Here is a 25,668-nt window from a genome sequence, read left to right on the forward strand (position 1 = left end):
GCTGACGAGATTGACCTGAAGTTAGCTTGAGGTCCTACGGTCGTGCCATGAGCAAGATCCTGGTGACCGGCGCGACCGGCAATGTCGGCAGGCATGTGGTTTCCCAGCTCGCGGAGGCGGGACTGGACGTGCGGGCGCTCGCCCGCGACCCCGGACGGGCAGCGCTGCCCGTCGAGACCGTACGCGGCGACCTGACCGCGCCGGAGACCCTGGAGCCGGCCCTCCGCGACGTGGAGAGCGTCTTCCTCCTCTGGCCGAGCTTCACCGCCGACGGCGCGGACGAGACGATCACGGCGATCGCCGGGCACGCCCGGCGCGTGGTGCTCCTGTCGGCCACCGGGGCCGACCAGCCGGGCAACCACTACCACGAGGTGGAACGGCTGGTGCGGCGCTCCGGGCTCGGCTGGACGTTCCTGCGCCCGAGCGGCTTCGCGGTCAACACCCTCGGCTGGGCGGACCAGGTGCGGCAGGGCGTGGTGCGCTGGCCGTACGGGCGGGCGGCGCGCTCGCTGATCCACGAGAAGGACATCGCGGCGGTGGCGGCGCACGTGCTGACCTCGGCGGGGCACAACGGGGCCGCGTACGTGCTGACCGGCCCCGAGCGGCTGACCCAGGCCGAGCAGGTCAGGGTGATCGGCGAGGTGGTCGGGCGCGAGGTGCGCTGGGAGGAGCAGTCGACGGAGCAGGCCCGCGAGCTGCTGACCGCGCTCTGGGGCGCTCCCGAGTTCGTGGAGAGCGCGCTGCGCGCCTGGGAGAGCTTCGTGGCCGGTCCCGAGGTGGTCACCGACACGGTGGAGCGGCTGCTCGGCCGGCCCGCGCTGACGTTCCGCCAGTGGGCCGCAGACCACGCCGGCGCCTTCAGCTAGGCGTCGTCAGCTAGGCGTCGTCAGCTAGGCGTCGTCAGCTCGCTCGCGCCGCTCGTCCGCCGGGTGCTCGACCAGGGCGAGGACCCGGCTGGACATGAACCTGGCCGTGCGTACGGGCGTCCCGCCGCGGGTGACCTCGCTCACCTCGACGAGCCCCCGGCGCGTGGCGATCTCGACCCGCCGTCCGGCGCGGGTGGCGCTGATCTCGTACGTGCGAGGGGAGCCGCCCGCGTCGATGACGATCTCCACCCGGTCACCCTTCATGTCCGGGATATACCCATTTTTCGCTATCCGTACACCAGTACGATAATCGCCGCGACCCCCACGGCCACGATGACGCCGCGCAGCACCGGAGCCGGGATCCGCCGCCCCACGCGGGCCCCCACGAAGCCGCCGACGATCGCGCCCAGCGCCACGCCGAGCACCGCCTGCCAGTCCACCTTCGCGACCACCACGAACAGCACCGCCGCCACCCCGTTGACGATCAGCGCGAGCACGTTCTTGGCGGCGTTGACCCGCTGCAGGCCGTCGTCGAGGAAGCTGCCGAGCAGGCCGATGAGCAGCACGCCCTGGGCCGCGCCGAAATAGCCGCCGTAGACGCCGGCGGCCAGCACGGTCAGCCAGAGCACCGGCCCGCCGTCCGGGTGCGCGTGCTCGCGCCGGTCGGCCAGCAGGGCGTTGAGCCTGGGCTGGATCACGACCAGCACGCAGGCCAGCGCGATCAGCACGACCACCACGATCCTGAACACGCCCGGATCGAGGACCAGCAGCAGGAGCCCGCCGATCAGCGCACCCAGCGCCGAGGCGAGGCCGAGCCGGAGCAGCCGGTCGCGCTGCCCGCTCAGCTCGGCCCGGTAGCCGTAGGCGCCGGTGAACGAGCCGGGCACCAGGCCGATGGTGTTGGAGACGTTGGCCGTCACGGGGTCCACGCCCATCGCCACCAGCGTCGGGAACGTGATCAGCGAGCCGGAGCCGACCACCGCGTTGATGGCGCCCGCCACCACACCGGCCACGACGACCGCGACCAGTTCCCACCCCGTCACGAGCGCTCCTTACGTGTCTGGGCTCTTGGGGGGCGTGAACAGGCCGCCAAGGCTCTCCAGGACCTTTCCCATCTCCGATGGGACGATCCAGATCTTATTTGCCTCGCCTTTGGCGATCTCCGGCAGGGTCTGGAGGTACTGGTAGGCGAGCAGATGCTGGTCCGGCCGGCCGTCGTGGATCGCACGGAAGACCATGCCGATCGCGTCCGCCTGGCCCTTGGCCCGCATCGCCTGCGCCTCGGCCTCGGCCTGCGCGCGCAGCACCGCCGCCTCCGCCTCGCCGCGCGCCCGCAGCACCGACGCCTGCTTCTCGCCCTCGGCCTGGAGGATCGCCGCCTGCCGCTGACCCTCGGCGGTCAGCACGGCGGCCCGCTTGTCGCGGTCGGCGCGCATCTGCTTCTCCATCGAGTCCTGGATGGAGGCGGGCGGGTCGATGGCCTTCAGCTCGACCCGGTTGACGCGGATGCCCCATTTGCCGGTGGCCTCGTCGAGGACGCCGCGCAGGGCCGTGTTGATGTCCTCGCGGGAGGTCAGCGTGCGTTCGAGGTCCATGCCGCCGACCACGTTGCGGAGCGTGGTGACGGTCAGCTGCTCGACGCCGACGAGGAAGTTGGCGATCTCGTACGTGGCCGCCCTCGGGTTCGTGACCTGGAAGTAGATCACGGTGTCGATGGAGACCACGAGGTTGTCGGAGGTGATGACCGGCTGCGGCGGGAACGACACCACCTGCTCGCGCAGGTCGATCAGGTCCTTGATGCGGTCGATGAACGGCACCACCAGGTTGAGCCCCGGCCGCAGCGTCCGGTGGTAGCGGCCCAGGCGCTCCACGATGGCCGCCGTGGCCTGGGGGATGATGCGGACGGTGCGGACCACCCCGAAGATCACCGCGAGGACCACGACGAGGACGACGACGAGCTGCTCGACGGACATGGCAGACGCTCCGGAGTCGAGGGGACCGGCTGCGGAGGATCCTATTTCGTTTTTTATCTCGATAAATGGCGATCCGCGCTAGTGCGGCCGCCGCCCGTCACCGCTAGTGCGCGCGGGCGTACCAGCGGCCCCCCGCGCTGCGATCCAGCGTCAGCGGCACCCCGAACGTCTGCGACAGGTTGTCGGCCGTCATCACGTCCTCCAGCGCCCCCTGCGCCACCACCGAGCCGTGCCGCAGCAGCAGCCCGTGGCTGAACCCGGCCGGCACCTCCTCGACGTGGTGCGTCACCAGGACCAGCGTCGGCGAGCGGTGGTCGCCGGCCAGCGCAGAAAGCCGGCGCACCAGGTCCTCGCGCCCGCCCAGGTCGAGCCCGGCGGCCGGCTCGTCGAGCAGCAGCAGCTCCGGGTCGGGCATGAGGGCGCGGGCGATCTGCACCCGCTTGCGCTCGCCCTCCGACAGCGTGCCGAACCTGCGCCTGATCAGGTGGGCCGCGCCCATCATGTCGATCAGCTCGACGGCCCGGGTCACGTCGTTGGAGTCGTACTCCTCCGTGTAGCGGCCCATGATCCCGTACGACGCCGTCAGGACGAGGTCGATGACCTTCTCCTCCGGCGGGATGCGCTCGGCGAGCGCCGCGCTCGCGAGGCCGATGCGCGGACGCAGCTCGAACACGTCCGTCTGCCCCAGCCGCTCCCCCAGCACCTCGATCACGCCCTCGCTCGGATAGAGCAACGTGGACGCCACCTGCAGCAACGTCGTCTTGCCCGCGCCGTTGGCACCGATGACGACCCAGCGTTCGTCCGCGTTGACCTCCCAGTCGATGCCGCGCAGCAGGGCCGCTCCGTCCCGCCTGACGGCGACGTCCTGGAGCCGCAGCACCTGACCACCCATCCCCGTTACCTCCTTCGGGAGTCACCCTGGGGACAAACCTATTGCAGGGCGAGCGCATATCGTGGATCGGTGCGCCCTGAATCACCTGTCTGTCCGTCCCTGGTCGCCTGGGGCAACGCGTGGCTCGCCGGTCACGTGGGCCTCGACGAGGCGGCCGACCACGTGGAAGCCGCCGGTGGGCCCGTCGTCGCGGGCGAGGTGCCGCTGCGCGCCTACCTCGCGAATCTGCGCGCGAGCGGCCTGCGGGAGCTCCGCCTCGCCCTGCCCGCGCCCGGCGACCCGCTCGGGCTGTCGGGGCCGCCGTCGTTCAACGCGGCCGCCGTGGACGCAGGGCAGGCCGCCATCGCCGTGCTCGACGACCGCAACCTCGGTCTGGTGCCCGCGCCCGACCGGCGCGGCTCGTCGTACGTCGGCGTCCGCCTGGGCGTGCACGAGTCGGGCCCGGTCCGGCACGACCTGCCGTCGCTGGCGGAGGCCGAGCGGGAGCTGTCCGACGCCATGCGCGCGGCCACCGACGCGCTGTCGTCGGCGGAAGGGCCCGCCCAGGGCCGGCCCGAGCTGGGCCGCCACGGCGGCGAGCTGGCCCCCGGCTATCCCGGCCGCGCCCACCGCGTCAGCACCCTCGCCACCCGGCTGGCCGCCGTGCTCCGCCTCGCCGACGAGCGTGGGCTCACCGCCGCGCAGGCCGCCCGGCGCGGGACCGCGCTGCGCGAGCTCGACCGGGCCGTGCGCCGCGCCCTGGTGGCCGCGCACCACGCCATCTTCGAGCCGCTGCGCAGCCCCTGAGCCTTAAGGTCAGGCCAGGCCGTGGCGGACCGCGTACAGCGCGGCCTGGGTGCGGTCCTGGACGCCCAGCTTCATCAGCACGTTCGACACGTGCGTCTTGACCGTCTTCTCCGCCACCGTGAGCGCCCTGGCGATCTCCTTGTTGGACCGGCCGGCCGCGATGAGCCGCAGCACCTCGCGCTCGCGATCGGTCAGCGGCACCGGCGCGTCCGGCCCCGCGGGCGACGACTCGCCGGACAGCATCGCCTCGGCGGCCTCGGGGGCGAGCAGCACCTGGCCGCCGTGGACCGTACGGACCGCCTGGACGAGGGCGTCAGGAGCGACGTCCTTGTAGAGGAAGCCGGCCGCGCCGGCCCGCATGGCCGGCCCCACGTCGCCGGGCTCGCTCACGGACGTCAGCACCACCACGCGGGTCGTCCCGCCCGTCAGCCGCTCCAGCGCGCCGAGGCCGTCCAGCACCGGCATCTTGAGGTCCAGCAGCAGCACGTCGGGGGCGAGCCGCTCGACCAGCTCGACGGCCCGCGCGCCGTCGCCCGCCTCGCCGACGACCGTGATGTCGTCCTGCAGGTCCAGGAACGTCCGCAGCCCCTGCCGCACCACCGGATGATCGTCGGCGATCAGCACCCGGATCATCCGCTCACCTCCACGCGCACCGTCGTCCCCCGTCCCGGGGCCGACTCGACCGTCAGCACCCCGCCGACCGCCTCGGCCCTTTCCCTCATGGAAACCAGCCCGAGTCCGCGTGATTCCCCCGGCTCGAAGCCGGCGCCGTCGTCGCGCACCTCCAACGCCGGCGTGCCGTCCTCGTAGGTCAGGCGGACGGCGATCTCGCCCGCTCCCGAGTGCCGCAGCGCGTTGTGCAGCGCCTCCTGGGCCACCCGCAGCACCGCCACCTCGGTCTCCGGCCGCAGTGGCGGCAGCTCGGCGCAGGCGAACGACACGGCCGGCGGATGCAGCCGGTCCAGGAGGCGTACGTGCTTGCGCAGCGTCTCGGCCAGCCCGTGCCGGTCGAGCTCGGCCGGGCGCAGCTCCACGATGACCGCGCGCAGCTCGGCCATGGCCTCGCCGGCCAGGCGCTGGACGTTCGCGAGCTCCGCCGCCGCCCTGCCCGGGGACTTCTCCAGCAGCGTGCCGGCCGCCTGGGCGCTCAGCCGCAGCGAGAACAGCTTCTGCGTGACCGCGTCGTGCAGCTCCCTCGCCATGCGGTTGCGCTCCTCCAGCATGGCGAGCTCGCGGCCGCTCTCGTAGAGGCGGGCGTTGGCCAGCGCGATCGCCGCGTGCGCGGCGAACAGCGTCAGCAGCTCCTGGTCGGCCTGTGTGAACTCCGCGCCCGGCGTGCGCTTGTTGGCGAGGAAGATGATGCCGAGCACCTCGTCGCCGTCCCGGATGGGGACGCCGAGGAAGTCCTTCATGATCGGGTGCGCCTTCGGCCACCACTCGAACCTCGGGTCCTCGCGCAGGTCGGGCAGGCGTACGGGGGCGCCCTCGCGCAGCATCGCGCCCAGCATGCCGTGCTGGCGGGGCAGCGGCCCGATCGCCTCCCACTGCTTGTCGGTCAGGCCCTCGGCGACGAACTCGGCGAACGAGCCGTCCTCGTCGGGCACGCCGAGCGCGGCGTAACGGGCGTCGAGCAGGCGCTGCGCCGAGCGCACGATCACCTGCAGCACCTCGCGCACGGACAGGTGCCGGGTGACGGCGAGCACGGCGGAGCTCACCGCCTGCAGGATCTCGTCTCGTTCGGCCGTCACGGCCTCCACTCTAGGGACCGCCTCCGACATCGCCGCCGCCCCGGGTCCTAGGTCGAAGTGCCCAGATCGGGCCGGACCTCGGCCCGATGCCCGCCGGGCGTCGCGTTCCTAGCGTCGAAGGCATGACGGACACCTCATCCACCAGGACCCGCACCGCTCTCGTCACGGGAGCCTCGCGCGGGCTCGGCCTCGCCCTCGCCCGCGCCCTGGCCGCCGCGGGCTGGAGCCTCGTGCTCACCGCCCGCGGCGCGGCCGACCTGGAACGGGCCGCCGCCGAGCTGGGGGCCACCGCGATCCCCGGCGACGTGGCCGACCCCGCGCACGTACGGCGGCTGGCCGACGCGGCCCCCACGCTGGACCTGCTGGTCAACAACGCCAGCGACCTCGGGCCGACGCCGCTGCCCCGGCTCGCGGACTACCCGCTGGAGGCGTTCGGCGCGCTGCTGGCCACGAACGTCACCGCGCCGCTCGCCCTCGTCCAGGCCACGCTGCCGGCGCTGCGGGCGGCGCGCGGCGCGATCGTGAACGTGACCTCCGACGCCGCCACCGGCGCCTACGAGGGCTGGGGCGGCTACGGGGCGAGCAAGGCCGCGCTGGAGCAGCTGTCCAACGTGCTGGCCGCCGAGGAGCCGGACGTACGGGTCTGGTGGGTCGATCCCGGCGAGATGAACACCCGCATGCTCGCCGACGCCGTCGGCGCCGAGGAGGCCGCAGGGGCCACGGACCCGGCCAAGGTCGCCGCCGCGCTGTACGACCTGGTCTCCGCCCGCCCGGCCGGCGGCAGGGTGAGCCTGCAATGACCGCCCCCGCACTCGACTTCGAGCTGCCGCCCGGCCTGTCGGCGCAGGAGCCGCCCGAGGTGCGCGGCCGGTCCCGCGACGACGTACGCCTGCTGGTCTCGAACGGCGAGCGGGCCCCCGAGCACCGCCGCTTCCGCGACCTGCCCGACCTGCTCGGCCCCGGCGACCTCCTCGTGGTCAACAACTCCGCGACCCTGCCCGCGGCCGTCCGGCTGGACCGGCTGGCGGTGCACTTCTCGACCGCCCGCGAGGACGGGACGTGGCTGGTCGAGCTGCGGCGGCGTACCGGCCGGGCGAGCGAGCCTTACGCCGGGGGCGAGCCCGGCGAGTGGCTGCCCCTGCCGGGCCGGGCCACGCTGCGGCTGATCGGGCGCGAGACGCCCCGGCTGTGGCGGGCGGAGCTGGACCGGGACGTGGAGGCTTACCTGCGGGCGTACGGGGTGCCAATCCGCTACTCGTACGTGGTGGGCGAGTGGCCGATCGAGGCGTACCAGACGGTGTTCTCGACGGTGCCGGGCAGCGCCGAGATGCCGAGCGCCGCGCGGCCGTTCACCGAGGCCCTGGTGACGGCGCTGGTGGCGCGCGGGGTCGGGATCGCGCCGATCACCCTGCACACGGGCGTGGCCTCGCCGGAGAAGGACGAGCCGCCCTACGCGGAGCGGTACGAGGTCCCGGCCGCGACCGCGCGGCTGGTCGAGCTGGCCCGCGAGAGCGGCACCCGGGTGGTCGCGGCGGGGACGACCGTCGTACGGGCCCTGGAGAGCGCCGTGGGCGCGGACGGCCGGGTGCGGGCGGCCTCGGGGTGGACCCGGCACCTGGTGACCCCCGAGCGGGGCGTACGGGCGGTGACCGGCCTGCTCACCGGGCTGCACGAGCCCCGCTCCAGCCACCTGCTCATGCTGACGGCCATCGCCGGCGAGAAGGCGCTGGCCGGGGCGTACGAGGCGGCGTTGCGGGAGGGGTATCTGTGGCACGAGTTCGGCGACACGCACCTGATACTGAAGTAACCGGCTTTACATAAATTTTAATAACTGATATACACAGCGGGCATTTACGGGGGGCTTGTTGTATTACACGGCCCCGAGTCCAATTCCCTTACCCGGAGAGGTAATGCACAAGTCCCTTACCAAGGGCATGCTGGCGACGCTCGCGGCCGGTGCTCTGCTCGTTCCCGCTGTTCCCGCTTCCGCGGCCGTTTCCGCCACGGCTTCCACCGCCGCGACCAGCACGGTGTCCGCGAAGGCGGCCAAGCCCTACTCCTCCTTCGCCGTGAAGGTGACGGCCACCAAGAAGGCCAAGGCCGGCAGCTACATCAAGTACAAGATCTCCGCGACCAACGTGGGCCCGCACTTCGCCTCCGCGGAGGCCTGGTATGTCGGCGGCGCGTTCCCCAAGGGCGTCGACCCCAGGAACATCCGCTACTCCACCAGCGGCAAGAAGATGGAGTGCATCCTGCTGACCGCCCGCGGCTTCTTCTGCTTTGCCAATAAGGACATCGCGGTCGGAAGTTCGTTCTCGGTTACTTTCTACGCAAAGACCAAGAAGAGCACTCGCGGTTCTCAGAAGGCCACTCTCGGCGTCATCTCCTACAACCTCGACCAGGGGATGGAGGACATGGACCTTCGCGAGCTCGACCGGCTCGGGGTGCCCGGTTACCTGTTCGCGAAAACCGTGAAGACCACGGTCGTGCGCTGACGACCTGCGTCAACAGCTTCGGCTGATGCGCCCGCGTCCGAATGGCGAGCCTGCTGCGCGAGCATCGGACCGGGCGCAGTACCGTGGCTGGATGTGGACCAGCGCACCCTCCTGATCACCCTGACCGGCCCCGACCGGCCCGGCGTCACCTCGCGCCTCTTCTCCGTCCTGTCCGGATTCCCGGTGAGCGTCGCCGACATCGAGCAGGTCGTCATCCGCGGGCGGCTCACGCTCGGCGTGCTCGTCGCCTACTCGGGCGGACCGTCCACCGGCACCGGCACGACGCTCGGCGCCCTGTGGACCGCCGTCGAGCGGGTGGCCGAGGACCTCGGCATGGAGGTCGAGCTCTCCACCGGCTCCCAGGCGGCCAAGGAGCAGCGCCGCCGCGGCCGGCTCTCCGTCAGCGTGCTCGGCGCCACCCTGCAGCCCGCCGCGATCGCCGGCATCGCCGGCCGCATCGCCGCCGCCGGCGCCAACATCGACCGCATCGAGCGGCTCGCCCAGTGGCCCGTCACCTGCATCGAGCTGTCCGTCTCCGGCGCCAACCCGGCCGCGCTCCGCGTCGAGCTGGCCGCCGAGGCCGCCGCCCAGGAGGTGGACGTCGCCGTGCAGCGCACGGGCCTGTCCCGCCGGGCCAAGCGGCTCATCGTCATGGACGTCGACTCCACCCTCATCCAGGGCGAGGTCATCGAGCTGCTCGCGGCCCACGCCGGCTGCCTCGACGAGGTCGCCCGGGTCACCGAGCAGGCCATGCGCGGCGAGCTGGACTTCTCCGAGTCCCTGCGCAAGCGGGTGGCGCTGCTGGAGGGGCTGCCCGAGGAGGTGTTCGCCGAGGTGCGCAAGGAGGTCGTGCTGACGCCCGGCGCCCGCACCCTCGTCCGCACGCTCAAGCGGCTCGACTACCGCTTCGCCATCGTCAGCGGCGGCTTCACCCAGATCACCGACGCGCTGGTCGAGGAGCTGGGCATCGACTACTCCGCGGCGAACGTCCTCGAAGTCGTGGACGGGCGGCTGACCGGCCGCGTCGTCGGCGACATCGTCGACCGGCCCGGCAAGGCGCGGGCGCTCGAACGCTTCGCCGCCGCCGCCGGCCTGCCCATCTCCCAGACCGTGGCCATCGGCGACGGGGCCAACGACCTCGACATGATCGCGACGGCCGGGCTCGGCATCGCGTTCAACGCCAAGCCCGTCGTGCGGCAGGCCGCCGACACCGCGGTCAACACGCCCTACCTCGACTCGATCCTCTACCTGCTCGGCATCTCGCGCGACGAGGTGGAGGCCGCCGACGCCGAGGACGGCGTCCTCACCCCCCGCTAGGAGCCCTCCTCTCCGGAATGGGGGTCCCAGCGGGCGACCAGGCGGCCCTCCCCCAGATGGAGGTCCGCCCACGGCGCGCCGAGCTCGATCACCGCGAACGCTCCCGGGCGGAAGCCGTAGTCGCCGCCCGCCAGCCCCAGCGCCAGCTCGTGCACGCCCGGATTGTGGCCGCACAGCACCACCGTGCCGAGGCCGGGGTCGGCCCGGCGCAGCACGTCCAGCAGCTCCTCGGGGTACGCCTCGTAGATCTCGCGCTCGTAGCTGATCTCCAGCTCGGGGAAGGCCAGCTCGGCGGTGCGCCTGGTCCGGACCGCCGGGGAGCAGAACACCGCCTCCGGCCTCAGCCCGGCCCCCCTGATCTCCTCGCCCGCCCGCGCGGCGTCCCGCTCCCCGCGGCCGGTCAGCGGCCGCTCCCGGTCGGCCAGGCCCGGCAGGTGGGCGGCCTTGGCATGCCTCAGCACGATTAACGTCCGCACCGGATCACCCTGTCCTCGAGGCCCAGACGGACAGCCCGATCAGTACGGCCAGAATGATGATCATGGCCAGCAGGATGTAGCCGAGGGTTTTGGCGCCGTTCGGCTGCTTGTCGCTCTCCACGCGGACAGTGTCCCATCGAGCACCCGGGGTGCCGCGACCACCTGCCCCACCGCTCACCCATCCCGCCTCCCGTTCCCCTGGGCACCCCCTTCCCCCGCCCGCTCCCGCAAACGCCGCCCGGGACAGCGGAACGCCCGCTCCCCCGGCCAGGGGAAGCGGGCGTCCGCGGGACTCAGGCGGCCGGCCGGCGTCAGGACGCGACCGGCTCCTCCTCCCGGTGGTTGTCGTTGTCGCTGGCCGGCTCGGACGTCACCGAGCGCCGCTTGGAGACCACGATGGCCGCCACCACCACGGCCACCGCCACCACCGTGACGCCGATCCGCAGCACCGGGTTGCCCGCGTACAGCACCACCGCGGGCGCCACCAGCAGCGCCACCAGGTTCATCACCTTGATCAGCGGGTTGATGGCAGGGCCCGCGGTGTCCTTGAACGGGTCGCCGACGGTGTCGCCGATGACGGTCGCGGCATGCGCCTCGGAGCCCTTGCCGCCGTGGTGCCCGTCCTCGACGAGCTTCTTCGCGTTGTCCCAGGCGCCACCGGAGTTGGCCAGGAACACCGCCATCAGCGTGCCGCAGGCGATCGCGCCCGCGAGGAACGCGCCCAGCGGCGCGTACCCGAGGGCGAAGCCGACGGCGATCGGCGTCATGACCGCGAGCAGACCGGGCGTGGCCAGCTCGCGCAGCGAGTCGCGGGTGCAGATGTCCACGACGCGGCCGTACTCGGGCTTCTGGGTGCCGTCCATGATGCCCGGGTTGTTGCGGAACTGGTCGCGCACCTCGAAGACCACCCGCATCGCGGCCCGTCCGACGGCCATGATCGCCAGGCCGGAGAACAGGAACACCACCGCGGCGCCGATGATCAGGCCGACCAGGACGTTGGGGTTGTCGATGCTGAGGTTGAAGGTCTGGAAGATGCCGAGCGCGTCCTTGATCGCCGTGTCGGCCTGCGCGAGCTCGCCCTCCACGGCCGTGCGGAAGGCGCCGAACAGCGCGGTGGCCGCCAGGACGGCCGTGGCGATCGCGATGCCCTTGGTGATCGCCTTCGTGGTGTTGCCGACCGCGTCGAGGCTGGTCAGCACGCGGGCGCCCTCGCCCTCGACGTCGCCCGACATCTCGGCGATGCCCTGGGCGTTGTCGGAGACCGGGCCGAAGGTGTCCATGGAGACGATGACGCCGACCGTGGTCAGCAGGCCGGTGCCGGCCAGGGCCACCGCGAACAGCGCGAGCGTCACGTTCCCGAAGCCCAGCAGGAACGCGCCGTAGACCGCGCCGCCGATGATCAGCGCCGAGTAGACGGCCGACTCCAGGCCGACGCTGATGCCGGCCAGGATGACGGTGGCGGGGCCGGTGCGCGAGCTCTCGCCGATCTCCCGTACGGGGCGGCGCGTGGTCTCGGTGAAGTAGCCGGTCAGCAGCTGGATGGCGCTGGCCAGCACCAGGCCGATGAGGACCGCGCCGATCGCGATGAGCCGCGGGTCGGCGTCGGACTCCACGCGCGAGCCGGTCAGGCCGGAGAAGCTGGCCGGCAGATACCAGAACGCGGCGGCCGTCACCAGCACCGCCGAGATGGCGGCGGAGATGAAGAAGCTGCGGTTGATGGCCGCCATGCCGTTGCGGTCGCGGTCGCGCATGCCGGTGACGAAGATGCCGATGATCGCCGTGATCACGCCGATCATGGGCACGATCAGCGGGAAGACGAGCCCTTCCTCGCCGAACGCCGCCCGGCCCAGGATGAGGCTGGCGACCAGCATGACCGCGTACGACTCGAACAGGTCGGCCGCCATGCCGGCGCAGTCGCCGACGTTGTCGCCCACGTTGTCGGCGATGGTGGCCGCGTTGCGCGGGTCGTCCTCGGGGATGCCCTGCTCGACCTTGCCCACCAGGTCGGCGCCGACGTCGGCGGCCTTGGTGAAGATGCCGCCGCCGACTCGCATGAACATCGCCAGCAGCGCCGCGCCGAAGCCGAACCCTTCGAGCACGCCCGGGGCGTCACCCTGGTAGAGGAGCACGACCACGGCCGCGCCCAGCAGGCCGAGGCCCACGGTGAACATGCCGGCCACGCCGCCGGTACGGAACGCGATCCGCATGGCGCGCTTCTCGCCCGCCTCGTTGGCCGCGGCGGCGACGCGCACGTTCCCGCGCACGGCCAGCCACATGCCCATGAACCCGGTCAGCGCGGAGAAGACCGCCCCGACCACGAAGAAGATCGAACGCCCGATCCGGACGTCGGTCTCCCCTGGTAGCAAGAGCAACAGGAACGGGATCACGACGACGAAGATCGCCAACGTGCGGAACTGCCGCGCGAGATAGGCGGCGGCGCCTTCCTGTACGGCACGGGCGATGTTCTGCATACGTTCGGTGCCTTGGCCCGCGCCCAGCACCTCGCGCACTAGACCACCTGCCACGGCCAGCGCGATCAACGCGACCGCGGCGACCACGACCACGATGGTGAGATTGTTTCCGCTCAGGGCCAGATTTGACGCTGGCTCCGCTGCCAGCATGTGCCTGCTCATCGTTCTCCTCGGCAAGACCGGTCGTCCTGCCCGGGCGGTGCTGCGCCCCCTCCTCGGCGGGTGTTGCGGCACCATCCGGGTTGTGGGTGCCGCTTCCGGTTGAATCCGCGTTCCGCCGGATCACCTTGGCCGGTGCCGGGAGTCTACGCAGGCAGTGAACGGATATGAAGGCTCCGAAGGTCACTAATTATCCGCGAGTCCAGTAAGAGCCGGTCAGCAGCCCGGTATGCGGCCTGACAAGCAGAATTTCCCTGGGATTAAGGTCATGACACGGAAACGATATGGGCTGACCGAAACCAATCTCCATCGAACGCTTGCCCGACGGTCCTGCGGCGGTCCGATGCCCTCCGTGCCGCTCGGCGGAAGCGCCGGTCGCCCGCAGGTTCGCGGCGTCATCGCCGGAGGCGGGGCAGTTCGACGCGGTGCGCGGCGAATTTCTGGATCATGGAAACCTGGGTGACCACGCTACGCGCCTCAATAGGCGGTCACACAAAAGCAAACAGATCGTCCCACAGGTGGACGGTAAGCACGCCTTTACCCAGCCTTTTGGATCATCAGGGGGAACGCACAAAACCGGAGTGCCGCACCAAACCGCCACATTGTCGACCTGCACACTGCGACCTGCATCCCGAACAGGCCACACGCCGCGACCAACGGACCGCACTCTCATGCGACCTGGGCCCAGGCCCTATGGACGGGCGCCCCATGGGTGGGCCAGACGCCCCACGGACGGGCCAGACCGCCCGTGGAAGGGCACACGCCCCCAGGGACGGAGCCGCACACCCCGCGGACGGGCCAGACGCCCGGAAGGGCAAACGCCCCACAGGCCGACCACCCACCCCGCATCAGGTGCCTGTGCCCACTCCCGCACCCGCCCCGTGCCCCCCGTGCTCGTGTCCGCCCCCGCCCCCTCTCGTGGTCCTGCCCGCCCCCACTCCCGCCATCGCGGTCGGGGCGCTGAAGGCATGCAGGGGGCACGCACAGCCACAGGGGGTAACTGGATGGCGTAGAACCGTCGCCAGGCGGTCAGAGGCGCTACAGAGGCCGTCAGACGCATTCTCCGGCTACCGGGACGCGCCACCGCGCCCGGGCGAAGAAGCCGGTCAACGCTTCGCCACGGCGATCGGGATTGGGGCGCCGTGACGGCGGCCGGCCACGTGCGGGTCAGGAGCGTCACCCTGGAGGCCCCCGGCGGGGGTCGGCGGGTGGGGCTGGGGTGGCTTGCCGTAAAAACACAAAAAGAAAAAAGGGGGTGTCAGGCGCCCGGGGAGGGCGCCCGAAGCACTTATGGGAGGGCGGCAACCCTCACGATGCGGGAATCCCGTTGGTCGCGGGCCAGCTCATCCGGATGTCGGTCCCTTTGGCCGTGGGAAAGACCTCGACATCGTCGGCCAGCCCGGTGATGACCGCCAGGCCGAAGCCCGTCATGAACGAGTCGGACAGCGTACCCAGGTCGAGCGGCTGTTCCAGATGGATCTCGTCGCTGGGGGCATGGTCGCTGACCGTGACCTCGAACCGCCCGGAGTCGTCTCGGAGCTCGATGCGGATGGGCTCGCCCGGGCAGTGGGCGCGGTGCGCCTCCACAGCCCGGGAGCATGCCTCACCCACGGCGAGCCTGACCTCGTCCAGCAGGGACTCCTCCACGCCTGTGCGCCGGGCGATGGCCGTGGCCACCAGCCGTGCGGTGCGCACGTGCGCGGGGAGGGCGCTGAACGTCAGCTCGACGGTAGCCATGCTACTTGTCTTTGCCGTGAGCTTCCTTGGCCTCGTCGACCGAAGCGTAGATCCCGAAGACCTTGGTCAGGCCGGTGATCCGGAAGATCTTCAGGATGCGCTCCTGGGTGCAGACCAGTTCCAGGGAGCCGTCGTGCGCACGGACCCGCTTGAGCCCGCCGACCAGGACACCAAGACCCGTCGAGTCCAGGAAGTCGACCTTCTCCATGTTGACGAGAAGGTGGAAGTTGCCCTTGTTCACCAGGTCGATGAGGAGCTCACGCAATCTCGGCGCAGTGTAGACATCGATCTCACCCTCGACCTCGACGATGGTGAGTCGGTCCTCGTTGTGGTGATCCAACTTCAGATCCACAGATCCTCCAGCGCCTCGCCTGCGAAAGTACTCTTGCCGGCCTGGCAATCTGGAGCGTGGCCCCAGACTGTCCGACCCTGACGCGCGGCATTCAACCACGCGTCTGGCTTGTGTCTATACGAAATCACGATTCCCGGCGACTTTGCCCACTGATGCAAGACTGGAAACAGTGACTTCCTCCGCATCCTCCCCAGAACAGGCAGGTCCACTCCTCCGCCACCTGCTCGGTGTTCCCGCACGTCATGAGCGCGTCACCCATGTGGAGCATGTTCCAGCACGTCAGGCGGGTCAAGTCGGTTGGCCCGATTGGGCGCCGGACGTGCTGGTTACGCGCTTGGCGAACCGCGGAGTCACGGGCCTCTGGCCACACCAGTACGAGGCCGCCGACCTGGCATTCCGTGGCCGAAACGTGATCGTCTCCACGGGCACGGCGTCCGGGAAGTCCTTGGCGTACCTGACTCCGGCGGTCGCGTCCTGTGTCGACGGCGGGACGGTGCTTTACCTGACGCCGACCAAGGCCCTGGCCGCCGACCAGCTGCGCGGGCTCCGCGAACTGCACCTCACGCAGGTGCGCGCGGCCACGTACGACGGCGACACGCCGTTCGAGGAACGCACCTGGATACGCCGACACGCCAACTACGTCCTGACCAATCCCGACATGCTCCACCGGAGCATCCTGCCCAGGCACGCGAGCTGGATGTCGTTCTTCCGGCGGCTGCGCATGGTCGTCGTGGACGAGTGCCATGGCTACCGGGGCGTGTTCGGCTCCCACGTCGCCCAGATCCTGCGCCGTCTCCGCCGGGTGTGCGCACGGTACGGCTCGACGCCGACGTTCCTGCTCGCCTCGGCGACGGCGAGCGAGCCGGGGGCGTTCGCGATGAGGCTGACGGGGCTTGAGATGGACGAGGTGACCGTGGACGCCTCTCCCAAGGGCTCCACCACCATCGCGCTGTGGGAGCCGCCGCTGACCGAGCTACGGGGCGAGGGAGGGGCGCCGGTGCGGCGTACGGCCACGGCGGAGGCCGCCGACCTGCTGGCCGACCTCGTGCTGGCCAACGTCCGCACCTTGGCGTTCGTACGCTCCCGGCGCGGCGCCGAGACGGTCGCACTGACCGCCCGCGCCAAGCTCGCCGACGTGGCCTTCTCGATGCCGTACACGGGCACCCCACTCCCGGCCACCCACCGCCCAGAGGCCGCAAAGCCAACCACGACCTCACCCCCTCAGGCCATCCACTGGTCACCTGACCCGGCCCTCGACAACACGATCGACAACGACCCCCACAACGGTCCTGACCACGCCCCAGTCAACGACCTCGGCCAAGCCCTTCTCAACGACTCCAGCAGCGGTCCCGACCACGTCCAGCTCAAGGACCCCAACAACGGCCCTTGCAACAGTCCCCACCACGGCCCCAGCCGCAGCCCCAGCGAGGGCCCCAGCAGCAGCCCGGCCAATGACTCTGCCGAAGGTCCTGCCCACGGCTCTGCCGATGACCCTGCCGACCGCCCTGCTCAGGGCGCAGCCCAGGGCCCTACCGACGGCCCTACCGACGGCCCTGCCGACGGCCCTGCCGACGGCCCTGCCAAGGGCCTTGCCGAGGGGCGACCCGGCAGTGCTCCCACCGGCGCTCCCGAAAGCGACCCCGCCCGTCCCCCATCCCGCAACGCGCCCGACAACCCCTTGTCCTGGGCCTTGCCCGACATCTCCGACCTGTCCAACCTCCCCGACAAGATCGCCGCCTACCGCGCCGGCTACCTCGCCGAAGACCGCCGCGTCCTGGAGAAGGCGCTCCGCGACGGCACCATCATGGGCCTGGCCACCACCAACGCCCTCGAACTCGGCGTCGACGTCTCCGGCCTCGACGCCGTCCTCATCGCCGGCTGGCCCGGCACCAGGGCCAGCCTCTGGCAGCAGGCGGGCCGCGCGGGCCGCGACGGCCAGGACGCCCTGGCCGTCCTGATCGCCAGAGACGACCCTCTGGACACCTACCTCGTCCACCACCCGCAGGCCCTGTTCGGCCAGCCGGTGGAGGCGATCGTCCTGGACCCCGACAACCCGTACGTCCTGGGCCCCCACCTGTGCGCCGCAGCCGCCGAGATCCCGCTGACCGAGGCCGACCTGCCCATCTTCGGCCCGACCACCACCGACGTCCTGGACGACCTGGTGAGCCAGGGCATGCTCCGCGCCCGCCCGACCGGCTGGTTCTGGACCAGGCGCGAACGCCCCACCGACCTCGCCGACATCCGCGGCGGCGGCGGATCCCTCATCCACGTCGTGGAGTCGACCACCGGCCGCCTCCTCGGCAGCGTGGACGAGCCCTCCGCCCACACCACCGTCCACACGGGCGCGGTCTACATCCACCAGGGCGAGACGTTCCTCGTGGAGGCACTCGACCTGGACGCCGACGTGGCCCTGGTCACGGCCGCCAATCCCGACTACTCCACGTTCGCCCGCGACATCACCGACATCTCCATCCTTTCCACCCAGCGCTCCCACCCCTTGGGACAGGGCACGCTGCACTTCGGCGAGGTCGAAGTGACCAGGCAGGTGGTCTCGTACCTCAAGAGGCGCTTCCAGTCGGGCGAGATGCTCGGCGACGAGCCCCTTGACCTGCCACCGCGCACCCTCCGCACCCGCGCCGTCTGGTGGACCCTCCCGGCGTCGGCCGTGACCCCCCTCGCGGAGTCGGGCATCGACCTCGGCGGCGCGGCCCACGCCGCCGAACACGCCTCCATCGGCCTCCTCCCCCTGTTCGCCACCTGCGACCGCTGGGACATCGGCGGCGTCTCCACCGAGCTGCACGCCGACACGGGCCTGCTGACGGTCTTCGTGTACGACGGCCACGAGGGCGGCGCCGGATTCGCCGAACGCGGCTACGCCCGGGCGAACGACTGGCTGACGGCCACCCGCGAGGCGATCACCTCCTGCGAGTGCGACCGCGGTTGCCCGTCCTGCATCCAGTCACCCAAGTGCGGCAACGGCAACGAGCCCCTGGACAAACGGGGCGCCATCCGCCTCCTGAACACCCTGCTCGCCACCGACTGACCCAGCAAGACCGAACCCGCGAGCCCATCTCGGCAGAGCGCCATCTCGCAACGGCCCCTCCGGCGGTTCGGACCGCCGTGCCCGCCGCCCAACCAGATCCCTAACTGAGACCACCCTTGTGCCGCCGCCCTGCATAGGCGGAGGAACCAACACCACCAGAACCATCCACCCCAGCAGCGCCACCAGCACCAGCGGGCTTGTCCACCTCAGAACCGTCGACACCGCTCCCACCAACGCGGGAACCGCCTGTAACAGCACTACCGGCACTACCAGAACGACCGGTCACAGCACTGGCAGCATCACCAGAATCGCCTGTCACAGCCCCCGAACCACTAGTTCCGGCATCACCCGAGCCGCCGAGAGCCGCCCCACCAGAACCGCCAGTCCCCGAACCGCCGATCCCGGCATCACCCGAACCGCCAGTCCCGGCATCACCCGAACCGCCAGCCCCGGCATCCCCCGTACCGCCGACAGCGGCACCCCCAGAACCGCCAGTCCCGGTCCCGCCAGCACCACCGGCTTCGATCGTCCCGGCACCCCCGACGCCACGACTCGTCCGGCCCTCAGCGCCCTCGTCATCTGGCGCCCAGAAATCCCGCGCCCCGGGCTGCGGCCGCTCCCAGAACCCACTGTCCTCCATGGACCTGGGCGAAGGCGGCAGATAGTCATCCCAGCGCTCCTCGATCCGCACAGCCGGCCGCGGCGCCGTCCCCACGGCCGCCTCCGACACCTCGATCACCGCCGAACTGGGCAGCGCGATCCGCATCGGCTCCTGCCGTCCACCACGCCCACCACGTCCACTGTGATCAGCCGAGCCCCCTTCACGGCCCTGGCCACCGGCATAGCCCTGGCCCCCCTTGCTAAAGTCACCGCCATCCCCTTGACCCTGCACACCTCTGTAGCCCGGATCGCCCTCGTAGCCTTGCTGACCTGGACGATCGACCGTCGGCGGAACCAGATGCGCCGAACCCCCCTCCGCCGGGAGCGCTCCTCGCACAGGAGCAGCATCCGCGACAGAAGCGATGCTCGCCCCGCCAGCCCCTAACCCAGGCACCGCAGACACTTGCCGCAAACCCTGCCCACCACCATCCGCGAACGCCGCCCCGCCGCCCGCACCCGCCCCCTGCCAACCAGCAGGCAAAGGCGACGAATCACCATTACTGGAAGCTCCGCCGGAAGCCGAAGCCTGCCCATCAGCCGTCTGCGACCCCGACGGCATCCGCGTCTTCGCCACCGCAAGGATCACAGCCGGCCTACGCCGAGGCGTCACCCCAGCCGCCCCTTCTCCCCCTTCACCACGCGCGGCCCCCGCCCCCGAAAGTCCCGGCTCGGTCCCGGTCCACGAAACACCGGCACCCCCCGCCACCCTCGAAGCAGAAGCAGAAGCAGAAGCCGGAGAAGCAGAAGTCCCCCGCGCCATCGACGCCAGCCCCGTTCTCAGTGCCCGCGAACTCCCGCCCCTTCCTCCCTCGGCAGCCAACGCCCGCCGCCGAGCCCAAGCTCCGGCATGCGCCCCGAGCAGCAGCAGAAGCAACCCACCCGCGACATACAGCCCGTACTGCCCGACGTCCCCTAACGCAGAATCGCTCGACTGCGCCTTCACGCCGTTCACTTGTACGGACGCGGCATCCGTGCCCCCCTCGCCCCGATCACTCCGATCCTCGCCGGTCCCACCTGACGGCGTCAGACCGTCAGTTTCTCCCTGCCGTTCATCAGCAGTCGGAATAGGCAGATTGCCCTTCGTATCCGTGTCAGGAATCGCGGGAACCTTGGCCGTCGCCTTGGGCCGGTGAGTCGTCGCCTTGCGTGTCGGCTGAGTCTGCTTCTTCGCGGGCAGAGTCGGCAGCGGATCGACCCTCTCGGACACCTTGGGCGCCTGCCGTGTCTTGTTGACTTCCTTCTTCGGCTGAGCGGCGGGCGGAGCGGGCACGCTGACGTAGGCGGTGCCCGACTCGCCCGATCCGATCGACCCGCCGTCCCCGTCGCTCCGGAACGCCCTGACCGTGAACCCCACCTTCTGCCCCGCCGCCTTGGCCGGCACCGCGAGCACCGCCTTGCACGACCCACCGCTGCACGCGCTGTCCGCCGCCAGCCGCCCCACGACCCCCGACTGCGTGTTGGACACCTGGTACGTCTGCAGATCGGGCTCAGCACCCTTGCTCCAGGTCACGACGACCTTCGTGGTGCCCTGGAGATCGGCGCTCACATTGCTCGGCGTCTCGGCGGGCCGCCGCAGCTTGAAGGAGCTGCTGTCGTACCTGGTGCCGGTGATCTCCCCCTTGAGGGTCACGGTGAAGGTCCCGTTAGGGGCACTGCCGGCGTCGAACGTGCCGGAGATGGTCTGGTTGGAGCCCCCGCCGGCCACTTTCACCGAGCCGGTGGACGGCCCGTCGACGTACAGCCCCATGCGCAGTTGCATGAGCCCCGTACGTGCAGAAACGGTGACCGACGACCCGGAGACGACCTGCCCGTCCGACGGTGAGGTGATCTGCCCGGAGGCGCCGCTTCCCGCCGTCACGGCCGCATGAGCGGGTCCACCGAACACCATGGACCCCACCGCGACGATCCCCGCGGCCACCACTCTGCCAACTACCGTCACGACGCTTCCCTCCATCGAGAGACTCGCGCCACCCGGCCCACTCGCGAAGAGCGAGTCGAGCGACGACCGGAAGTGCAGTTCGCCCGGCGATACGGTCACCGACCGCCCCTGGCCCGCACGCTAGCGACTCCGTTCTGGCTCTCCCAGATCCTTCATCAAGAACGGCATGGACCGCGGGTAAGCGGAACGTTACGTGAGCAAGCGGACTCTTGGACACCGAGTCCAAGAAGTCGTGACTTGATTGCGACCTAGCCCCACAAACCCCAAAAACCACTTTTCTTCACCACGTACGCCACCACCAGCAAACCCTCCTTACAAGCCACACCTCACACCACCGGCTGCACCCATCTCAGCACCACCAAAACCGCCTTATGAGCATGTCCCATATCTCCGCACACCACCCTGCAGCACTCATCCAGGAGAACCGACACCACGCTGATCTTTACGACGAAATACTTGTCAACAAAACCCGACCACCCATCCACACACCCAAAAGGAAAACCACCAATATCCGGGATTACGCTTTTCGTGCCCCCATAGCTGATGATTTGGCCAATAGCGCCACCGCGCGCCCGCGAACCGATGGCAACGTCTGGGAACCGACCAGGCGCACGTCCACGCCACCGGCAGGGACGCGGACGAGCGCAGCCACCCCAGCGCCCGAGAGTGCTGCGAGGTCTATGATCACAAGCTCATGAGCCCATCACCCACGCTGTCCGCCACGGAAGTCACGTCCGAACGACTCGTGCTCCGCAAAGTGCACCGCGCCGACCGCGAAGATCTCATCGAGCTCATGACCGACCCCGAAGTTCAGGCATACCTCGGTGGTCCCCGCCCTCGGAGCGAGGTCGAGCAGCACTTCGATACCATCATCGCGAACTCGACCCCCAGACCTGGCAATTTCGTCATCGCCGACAACACGACGAACCGGCTTGTCGGAACATTGATGCTCGCCCGCCGGTCGGCCGATCGCCCCGGACATGTCAATAAGGACGGCGAGGAACTGGAACTGGGCTACGTATTGCGGCGCAGTGCGTGGGGCGCGGGATTCGCGTACGAGGCCGCGACGGTCGTGTTGCGCGCCGCGGCTGACGAACTCCCCGACCAGCCAGTCCTGATCGTGACCCAGACGGCGAACCAACGATCTCTGAAACTCGCCGCCCGCCTTGGCTTCCGCCCTGTCAGCACATTCGAGGAGTTCGACGCCGAGCAGACTCTCTGCACGGCCCCCTTGTCCAAGTTCCGAGTCTGATCCCGATCATCAACACATCTGTCTTCAAGACCCCCGTCCTCAACGCGACGGCCCTCAGACAGGCGACCCGGCTTCTCGTGCTTCCCAGGCCACCAACTGCCGTACGAGCTCGATCTCGTCTTCATGCACTAATCGATCAGAGCCTGGTTGATCCAATCGGCTCGGGTCCTCGTTCACCACCACACCGACTCGACGCGTGTACCCCTCGCTCAGAGCGCTGGTATCGCCAGAGTCCGCCTGCATTGACCGATCCGCGGTCCTCATCCCGCAGGGCCGGGCTACTTAGCCGGGCCGGCTCGGGCTCTGCCCGTGACAATCCTGGTGCCTACGACCGGTAGCGAGATCGACAGAGTGGTCCAGACATCGGCCACCTCGCCGCTGATCTCGCATCGCGTCATCTCGACACCGTTGTCGGCCGCCAGCGCGCCGGCTCTGGCGCACGCCTCCTGGGGATCGAGCAGCGCGAGCCGGGCTGCCGCCAAAGCGCTGAGGTCGGCCGCGTCATTCACACGGTGGCGAGCCACCCGCGCGGTGCCCACCGTGGCGAAAGCCGTGGCCACGGCCATCAAGAGCCCCATCAGGGCCACACCCCAGAGGGTGGCGGAACCACGTTCGCCGGCATCGGCACCATCCCCTCGTGTCACCACCCACAGCCGCCGATGCGCATCGAACTGTGCGCGCCTTCGCCGGCAGGACTGCGGCGAACGTCGTCCGTCATGTGCCCGTTCTCGAACCACTCCTTGCACCTGGCTTCCCTTCAGCCGCGACTCGTGCTTGATGTCTTTCAGCGGAGGCGATGACGCCCTCCTCGGCTCGGCTGACTTGCGCCGCACAGCAGGGACCACGGGGCCGTGGCGGCGTGCTTCACCACCAGGCGGAGTGATGACGTTGGCGCACGTCACCTGGCCCCGTGGTCGCGACGATGCGGCAATGCGTGCGACAAGATGCGATGGATCTCGGCTACGGCTCTGTGTCGGCGAAGGCTGAGGCGGATACGCGTACGGGCGGGAATGCCGAACCCCATGCTGGTCTCACTTGAACGGCGATCTGAACTTTCGTCGTCTCCGGGTCACGGATGATGTCTACTTGCGCGTCCGGGCTCGTGGCCGTGATGGCTACCGCGCGGACCTTCTCCAATGGCTCGCCTCTTGCGGCGGCTCGGGCCGCGGCGCGAGCCGCATCCACGCATTCGAGCTGGACGGCGACGGACTGGATGGCCCATAGACCGGCTGCCAGGACGATCATCAGCGCCGGAAGCACGGCGGCGGTCTCAGCGGTCACCGAGCCTCGCGTTGCCGAAGCGCCTCGTGGAGGCCGCCCCGGGCTGAAAATCATGCGTCCGTGTTGAGTGCTCGGCTGATGATGCCGGTGAGCAGTTCCGCGATCTCCGTGCCGCTGACGATCTTCATAAGGAGCGCCGCGAACGCGCAGGCCGCGATGGTACCTACGGCGTATTCGGCAGTGGACATGCCGCGCTCGCGGTTGGTGGCCGCGTAGTGCAGCCATTTGTTGGAGCGGGGGTGGGGGCTCGGGTGCCTCGGGCTTTTCGCGCGTGTCCTGTGGCCGACAGTGCCCGCGCCGTTGGCCGAGGGCGCCTGGCGGTTGTCCGTCTCGGCTGCCGCATGTCCGGGCGCCGGGGCTTCACGCACAGGGGATGTCGGGGCTGTGATCGTGGTGTCGTGGTGGGCTGCGAGGACACGGCTTGTCCGGGGAGTGAAGCGGCTGGTCGAAGGCTGAGTGATGTCGCCGTGGTTTCGCTTCAGGGCGGTGGTGGGCGGGGGCGGAGTGGTGGCGGCTTCTGGGGTGGACGTGGTGGCGTCCCGTGCGGGGGCGGGGCTGTGCATTGTGCCTCCAGGTGCTTGGTCGAGCCGGTTCTGCCCGGCGAGCTACAGGTTCGTCGAGATCGAGCCGGCGGAAGCCGCCGAGCGGCGTTCTGTGGATAACAGTGCGCCGGATGGGTGTGAGGTGATCAGGAGTGGCGCGAACAGGGGAATCCGGGTGAGGACCGATGACGGGGTGACGTGCTGATACCTAAGCCGACGCGGCTGTCCCTTGTGGTGGTGCTGGTGTCCAGTGGTGATGTTGCCCAGTAGTGGCGGGTGCTGTGGACGTGGTGCGGCCCGGTGCTGATCAAGGCGGATCGCCGGGTTGCCGATCATGGTTGCGTGGCTATGGGAGGTGGAGTGGCTATGCCGTGATTGCGGGAGGCGGCCTGCTTACCGGGGGTTCCTGATTGCGACAGGTGGCATAGCAACGTTCATCCAGCTGGGGGTGACGTGCCTAGGCGATGACGTGACTGACGTGACTACGGGGTGGCATGGCTACGGCGCGACCTAGAGGGGTGATGGGCGGCGCGACATGGCTACGGGAGGACGAGGGCGGAGGCGAGGTCGGCTACCACCGGGACGATGCCCAGGAGGACGAACGCCGGGAGGAAGCACAGGCCCAGAGGGGCCACTGCCTTGACCCCGACGCGCCTCGCTGCCGCTGCCGCGGCGGCCCTGGACGCGTCGCGGGCGTCGTCCGCCAGGCGGGTCAGGGCATCGGCTACGGGGGTGCCGCTTTGGGTGGCTCTGATCATGGTTCGGGAGAGCTGCCCTAACGCCGGGTCCTTCGACAGGAGGGCCCAGGTGGGTTCTGCGTCCGCGCCGAGGCGCAGTTGAGTGCTCACCCAGGCGAGGCGCCGGCCGAGAGGACCGCCTATCGCGTCGGCGGCGATCTCGGTGGCGGAGCTGACCGGGCATCCCGCCAGGAGGCAGGCGGTCATCAGGTCGGCGGCGAAGGGGAGATCGGTCAGGATCTGCTGCTGGTCTTGTTGTGACCACGTGGGTTGTCTTTTGTGCAGGTAGATGCCGGCAGTGGGAGTTACGAGAAGTCCTACGGCCACACCGATGGCGCCGCCGATCAGGACGGCGATCGCCAGGCCCGCCGATGTCGCGATGAGAATGGTCTTTCCGGTGACACGCGGACGAGGGTGTTTGCTGAGCTGGTCCAGCCAGGCTGGGGGCGGCGGGTCGGTGTCGGCAGGGTGTGTGGTGGTTACGGGATCGAGCACCGCTGTTTGGGCTTGGGATTTGGAATTCGGACGTCGGCGGTGGTCAAGGCCTGGGGACAGGTTCAGGCTTCGCTGGTCGCCTGGGCTCATGGGTGGCTTCAGGCGGGTCAGGCGTTCCTTGGGCGTGTGTGCGGGGAGCCAGAGCCAGACGGCCATGGCGGCGCATAGCGCGGACAGCAAAGGGAGCAATGGGGTGGTCCCGTCGGTCGAGGGCGTGCGGGCGACTGGTCGATGGACCCGATGGCGTGGAGGTCCGAGTTGCGCGATCGGCTCGCGATGCTCCGATCGCTCGACGGCCACGCCATCGGCCCACGGTGCTCCGGCCGCTTGGTGATGGCGCGGTCGGTTCGTGGTGGCGCGGTCGGTTCGTGGCGGTGGCGCGGCCGCGTGGCGGTGGCGCGGCCGCGTGGCGGTGGCGCGGCCGCGTGGCGGTGGCGCGATCGCCCA

Annotated in this window: 23 protein-coding genes; 9 read left to right on the forward strand and 14 right to left on the reverse strand. The window is 70.2% G+C overall.

Annotated elements, in window-relative coordinates; translation table 11 throughout:
- Window positions 1–47: 47 nt before the first annotated feature.
- On the forward strand, window positions 48–866 hold the full coding sequence (locus BMW85_RS37755) for an NAD(P)H-binding protein (protein ID WP_091091419.1): 819 nt from the start codon (window positions 48–50) through the stop codon (window positions 864–866).
- A 24-nt stretch (window positions 867–890) separates the two neighbouring features.
- Here BMW85_RS37755 and BMW85_RS37760 read toward each other — a convergent pair whose 3' ends face one another.
- The 4 genes from BMW85_RS37760 to BMW85_RS37775 all read right to left on the reverse strand — a co-directional run bounded on the left by BMW85_RS37760 (window position 891) and on the right by BMW85_RS37775 (window position 3,731).
- A complete protein-coding gene (locus BMW85_RS37760; RefSeq protein WP_091091421.1) occupies window positions 891–1,130 on the reverse strand; it encodes a DUF8836 family protein in 240 nt (79 codons plus the stop codon).
- A gap of 23 nt (window positions 1,131–1,153) precedes the next feature.
- Entirely contained in the window at window positions 1,154–1,909 is a 756-nt protein-coding gene (locus BMW85_RS37765; protein ID WP_091091424.1) for a sulfite exporter TauE/SafE family protein, read from the reverse strand.
- A gap of 9 nt (window positions 1,910–1,918) precedes the next feature.
- Window positions 1,919–2,839 carry an SPFH domain-containing protein gene (locus tag BMW85_RS37770; protein ID WP_091091427.1) on the reverse strand — a complete coding sequence of 307 codons (921 nt, stop codon included), beginning with the start codon at window positions 2,837–2,839 and terminating at the stop codon, window positions 1,919–1,921.
- A gap of 103 nt (window positions 2,840–2,942) precedes the next feature.
- Window positions 2,943–3,731 carry an ABC transporter ATP-binding protein gene (locus BMW85_RS37775; protein WP_091091429.1) on the reverse strand — a complete coding sequence of 263 codons (789 nt, stop codon included), beginning with the start codon at window positions 3,729–3,731 and terminating at the stop codon, window positions 2,943–2,945.
- A gap of 69 nt (window positions 3,732–3,800) precedes the next feature.
- On the opposite strand from BMW85_RS37775, the gene BMW85_RS37780 reads away from it, so the two are divergent.
- Window positions 3,801–4,517, forward strand: coding sequence for an Rv1486c family protein (locus BMW85_RS37780; RefSeq protein WP_245775286.1), 717 nt, complete (start codon window positions 3,801–3,803; stop codon window positions 4,515–4,517).
- 9 nt (window positions 4,518–4,526) lie between these two features.
- On the opposite strand, the gene BMW85_RS37785 is transcribed toward BMW85_RS37780, so the two are convergent.
- Entirely contained in the window at window positions 4,527–5,150 is a 624-nt protein-coding gene (locus BMW85_RS37785) for a response regulator (protein ID WP_091091433.1), read from the reverse strand.
- The gene (locus tag BMW85_RS37790; protein ID WP_245775287.1) at window positions 5,147–6,265 is read right to left on the reverse strand and encodes a GAF domain-containing sensor histidine kinase; all 1,119 of its coding nucleotides are present in this window, start codon (window positions 6,263–6,265) and stop codon (window positions 5,147–5,149) included. The genes BMW85_RS37785 and BMW85_RS37790 overlap by 4 nt, the downstream gene beginning before the upstream one ends.
- Before the next feature lie 122 nt (window positions 6,266–6,387).
- On the opposite strand from BMW85_RS37790, the gene BMW85_RS37795 reads away from it, so the two are divergent.
- From BMW85_RS37795 to serB, 4 genes are all read left to right on the forward strand, one after another.
- Window positions 6,388–7,065 (forward strand): SDR family NAD(P)-dependent oxidoreductase, encoded by a 678-nt coding sequence (locus tag BMW85_RS37795; RefSeq protein ID WP_091091437.1) that lies wholly within the window; start codon window positions 6,388–6,390, stop codon window positions 7,063–7,065.
- Window positions 7,062–8,072, forward strand: coding sequence for an S-adenosylmethionine:tRNA ribosyltransferase-isomerase (locus BMW85_RS37800; protein ID WP_091091440.1), 1,011 nt, complete (start codon window positions 7,062–7,064; stop codon window positions 8,070–8,072). Before BMW85_RS37795 ends, BMW85_RS37800 begins: the two co-directional genes overlap by 4 nt.
- A gap of 127 nt (window positions 8,073–8,199) precedes the next feature.
- Window positions 8,200–8,760: a hypothetical protein gene (locus BMW85_RS37805; protein WP_143082537.1), complete on the forward strand. Its 561-nt coding sequence runs from the start codon at window positions 8,200–8,202 to the stop codon at window positions 8,758–8,760.
- 93 nt (window positions 8,761–8,853) lie between these two features.
- Window positions 8,854–10,077 carry a phosphoserine phosphatase SerB gene (gene serB / locus BMW85_RS37810; protein ID WP_091091445.1) on the forward strand — a complete coding sequence of 408 codons (1,224 nt, stop codon included), beginning with the start codon at window positions 8,854–8,856 and terminating at the stop codon, window positions 10,075–10,077.
- Here the strand turns inward: serB and BMW85_RS37815 are convergent.
- The 4 genes from BMW85_RS37815 to BMW85_RS37830 form a co-directional block, all read right to left on the reverse strand.
- Window positions 10,074–10,553: a SixA phosphatase family protein gene (locus BMW85_RS37815; RefSeq protein WP_245775288.1), complete on the reverse strand. Its 480-nt coding sequence runs from the start codon at window positions 10,551–10,553 to the stop codon at window positions 10,074–10,076. The genes serB and BMW85_RS37815 overlap by 4 nt on opposite strands.
- 311 nt (window positions 10,554–10,864) lie before the next feature.
- A complete protein-coding gene (locus BMW85_RS37820) occupies window positions 10,865–13,186 on the reverse strand; it encodes a sodium-translocating pyrophosphatase (protein ID WP_091091449.1) in 2,322 nt (773 codons plus the stop codon).
- Between the two features lie 1,305 nt (window positions 13,187–14,491).
- Complete coding sequence (locus BMW85_RS37825; RefSeq protein WP_091091452.1) at window positions 14,492–14,920, reverse strand: ATP-binding protein; 429 nt, start codon at window positions 14,918–14,920, stop codon at window positions 14,492–14,494.
- Window position 14,921: 1 nt separating this feature from the next.
- Entirely contained in the window at window positions 14,922–15,272 is a 351-nt protein-coding gene (locus tag BMW85_RS37830; protein ID WP_020542579.1) for an STAS domain-containing protein, read from the reverse strand.
- Between the two features lie 409 nt (window positions 15,273–15,681).
- Here BMW85_RS37830 and BMW85_RS37835 point away from each other — a divergent pair, with 409 nt between their 5' ends.
- From BMW85_RS37835 to BMW85_RS37850, 3 genes are all read left to right on the forward strand, one after another.
- Window positions 15,682–18,315: a DEAD/DEAH box helicase gene (locus tag BMW85_RS37835; RefSeq protein ID WP_245775289.1), complete on the forward strand. Its 2,634-nt coding sequence runs from the start codon at window positions 15,682–15,684 to the stop codon at window positions 18,313–18,315.
- Between the two features lie 1,943 nt (window positions 18,316–20,258).
- On the forward strand, window positions 20,259–20,843 hold the full coding sequence (locus BMW85_RS37845) for a hypothetical protein (RefSeq protein WP_091091453.1): 585 nt from the start codon (window positions 20,259–20,261) through the stop codon (window positions 20,841–20,843).
- Window positions 20,844–21,608: 765 nt separating this feature from the next.
- Window positions 21,609–22,166, forward strand: coding sequence for a GNAT family N-acetyltransferase (locus BMW85_RS37850; protein ID WP_091091456.1), 558 nt, complete (start codon window positions 21,609–21,611; stop codon window positions 22,164–22,166).
- Window positions 22,167–22,444: 278 nt separating this feature from the next.
- Here the strand turns inward: BMW85_RS37850 and BMW85_RS52385 are convergent, their stop codons facing one another.
- From BMW85_RS52385 to BMW85_RS37870, 4 genes are all read right to left on the reverse strand, one after another.
- Window positions 22,445–23,068: an Rv3654c family TadE-like protein gene (locus BMW85_RS52385; protein WP_342743481.1), complete on the reverse strand. Its 624-nt coding sequence runs from the start codon at window positions 23,066–23,068 to the stop codon at window positions 22,445–22,447.
- Window positions 23,069–23,126: 58 nt separating this feature from the next.
- Entirely contained in the window at window positions 23,127–23,501 is a 375-nt protein-coding gene (locus tag BMW85_RS52155; RefSeq protein ID WP_281249657.1) for a TadE family type IV pilus minor pilin, read from the reverse strand.
- Complete coding sequence (locus BMW85_RS52390) at window positions 23,498–24,010, reverse strand: DUF4244 domain-containing protein (protein ID WP_342743482.1); 513 nt, start codon at window positions 24,008–24,010, stop codon at window positions 23,498–23,500. Before BMW85_RS52390 ends, BMW85_RS52155 begins: the two co-directional genes overlap by 4 nt.
- Window positions 24,011–24,528: 518 nt before the next feature.
- Complete coding sequence (locus BMW85_RS37870) at window positions 24,529–25,377, reverse strand: type II secretion system F family protein (protein WP_245775290.1); 849 nt, start codon at window positions 25,375–25,377, stop codon at window positions 24,529–24,531.
- Window positions 25,378–25,668 lie beyond the last annotated feature (291 nt).

It is taken from the genome of Nonomuraea wenchangensis, from assembly GCF_900111685.1.
In the GTDB taxonomy this organism is placed as follows: Bacteria; Actinomycetota; Actinomycetes; order Streptosporangiales; family Streptosporangiaceae; genus Nonomuraea; species Nonomuraea wenchangensis.

Excerpts from the sequence above, each read along its gene's own strand:
- BMW85_RS37755 (WP_091091419.1), top strand. The coding sequence starts at position 48 with ATGAGCAAGATCCTGGTGACCGGCGCGACCGGCAATGTCGGCAGGCAT.
- BMW85_RS37760 (WP_091091421.1), bottom strand. The coding sequence starts at position 1,130 with ATGAAGGGTGACCGGGTGGAGATCGTCATCGACGCGGGCGGCTCCCCT.
- BMW85_RS37770 (WP_091091427.1), bottom strand. The coding sequence starts at position 2,839 with ATGTCCGTCGAGCAGCTCGTCGTCGTCCTCGTCGTGGTCCTCGCGGTG.
- BMW85_RS37775 (WP_091091429.1), bottom strand. The coding sequence starts at position 3,731 with ATGGGTGGTCAGGTGCTGCGGCTCCAGGACGTCGCCGTCAGGCGGGAC.
- BMW85_RS37785 (WP_091091433.1), bottom strand. The coding sequence starts at position 5,150 with ATGATCCGGGTGCTGATCGCCGACGATCATCCGGTGGTGCGGCAGGGG.
- BMW85_RS37795 (WP_091091437.1), top strand. The coding sequence starts at position 6,388 with ATGACGGACACCTCATCCACCAGGACCCGCACCGCTCTCGTCACGGGA.
- BMW85_RS37800 (WP_091091440.1), top strand. The coding sequence starts at position 7,062 with ATGACCGCCCCCGCACTCGACTTCGAGCTGCCGCCCGGCCTGTCGGCG.
- BMW85_RS37805 (WP_143082537.1), top strand. The coding sequence starts at position 8,200 with ATGCTGGCGACGCTCGCGGCCGGTGCTCTGCTCGTTCCCGCTGTTCCC.
- BMW85_RS37820 (WP_091091449.1), bottom strand. The coding sequence starts at position 13,186 with ATGAGCAGGCACATGCTGGCAGCGGAGCCAGCGTCAAATCTGGCCCTG.
- BMW85_RS37825 (WP_091091452.1), bottom strand. The coding sequence starts at position 14,920 with ATGGCTACCGTCGAGCTGACGTTCAGCGCCCTCCCCGCGCACGTGCGC.
- BMW85_RS37850 (WP_091091456.1), top strand. The coding sequence starts at position 21,609 with ATGAGCCCATCACCCACGCTGTCCGCCACGGAAGTCACGTCCGAACGA.
- BMW85_RS52155 (WP_281249657.1), bottom strand. The coding sequence starts at position 23,501 with ATGATTTTCAGCCCGGGGCGGCCTCCACGAGGCGCTTCGGCAACGCGA.
- BMW85_RS52390 (WP_342743482.1), bottom strand. The coding sequence starts at position 24,010 with ATGCACAGCCCCGCCCCCGCACGGGACGCCACCACGTCCACCCCAGAA.
- BMW85_RS37870 (WP_245775290.1), bottom strand. The coding sequence starts at position 25,377 with ATGGCCGTCTGGCTCTGGCTCCCCGCACACACGCCCAAGGAACGCCTG.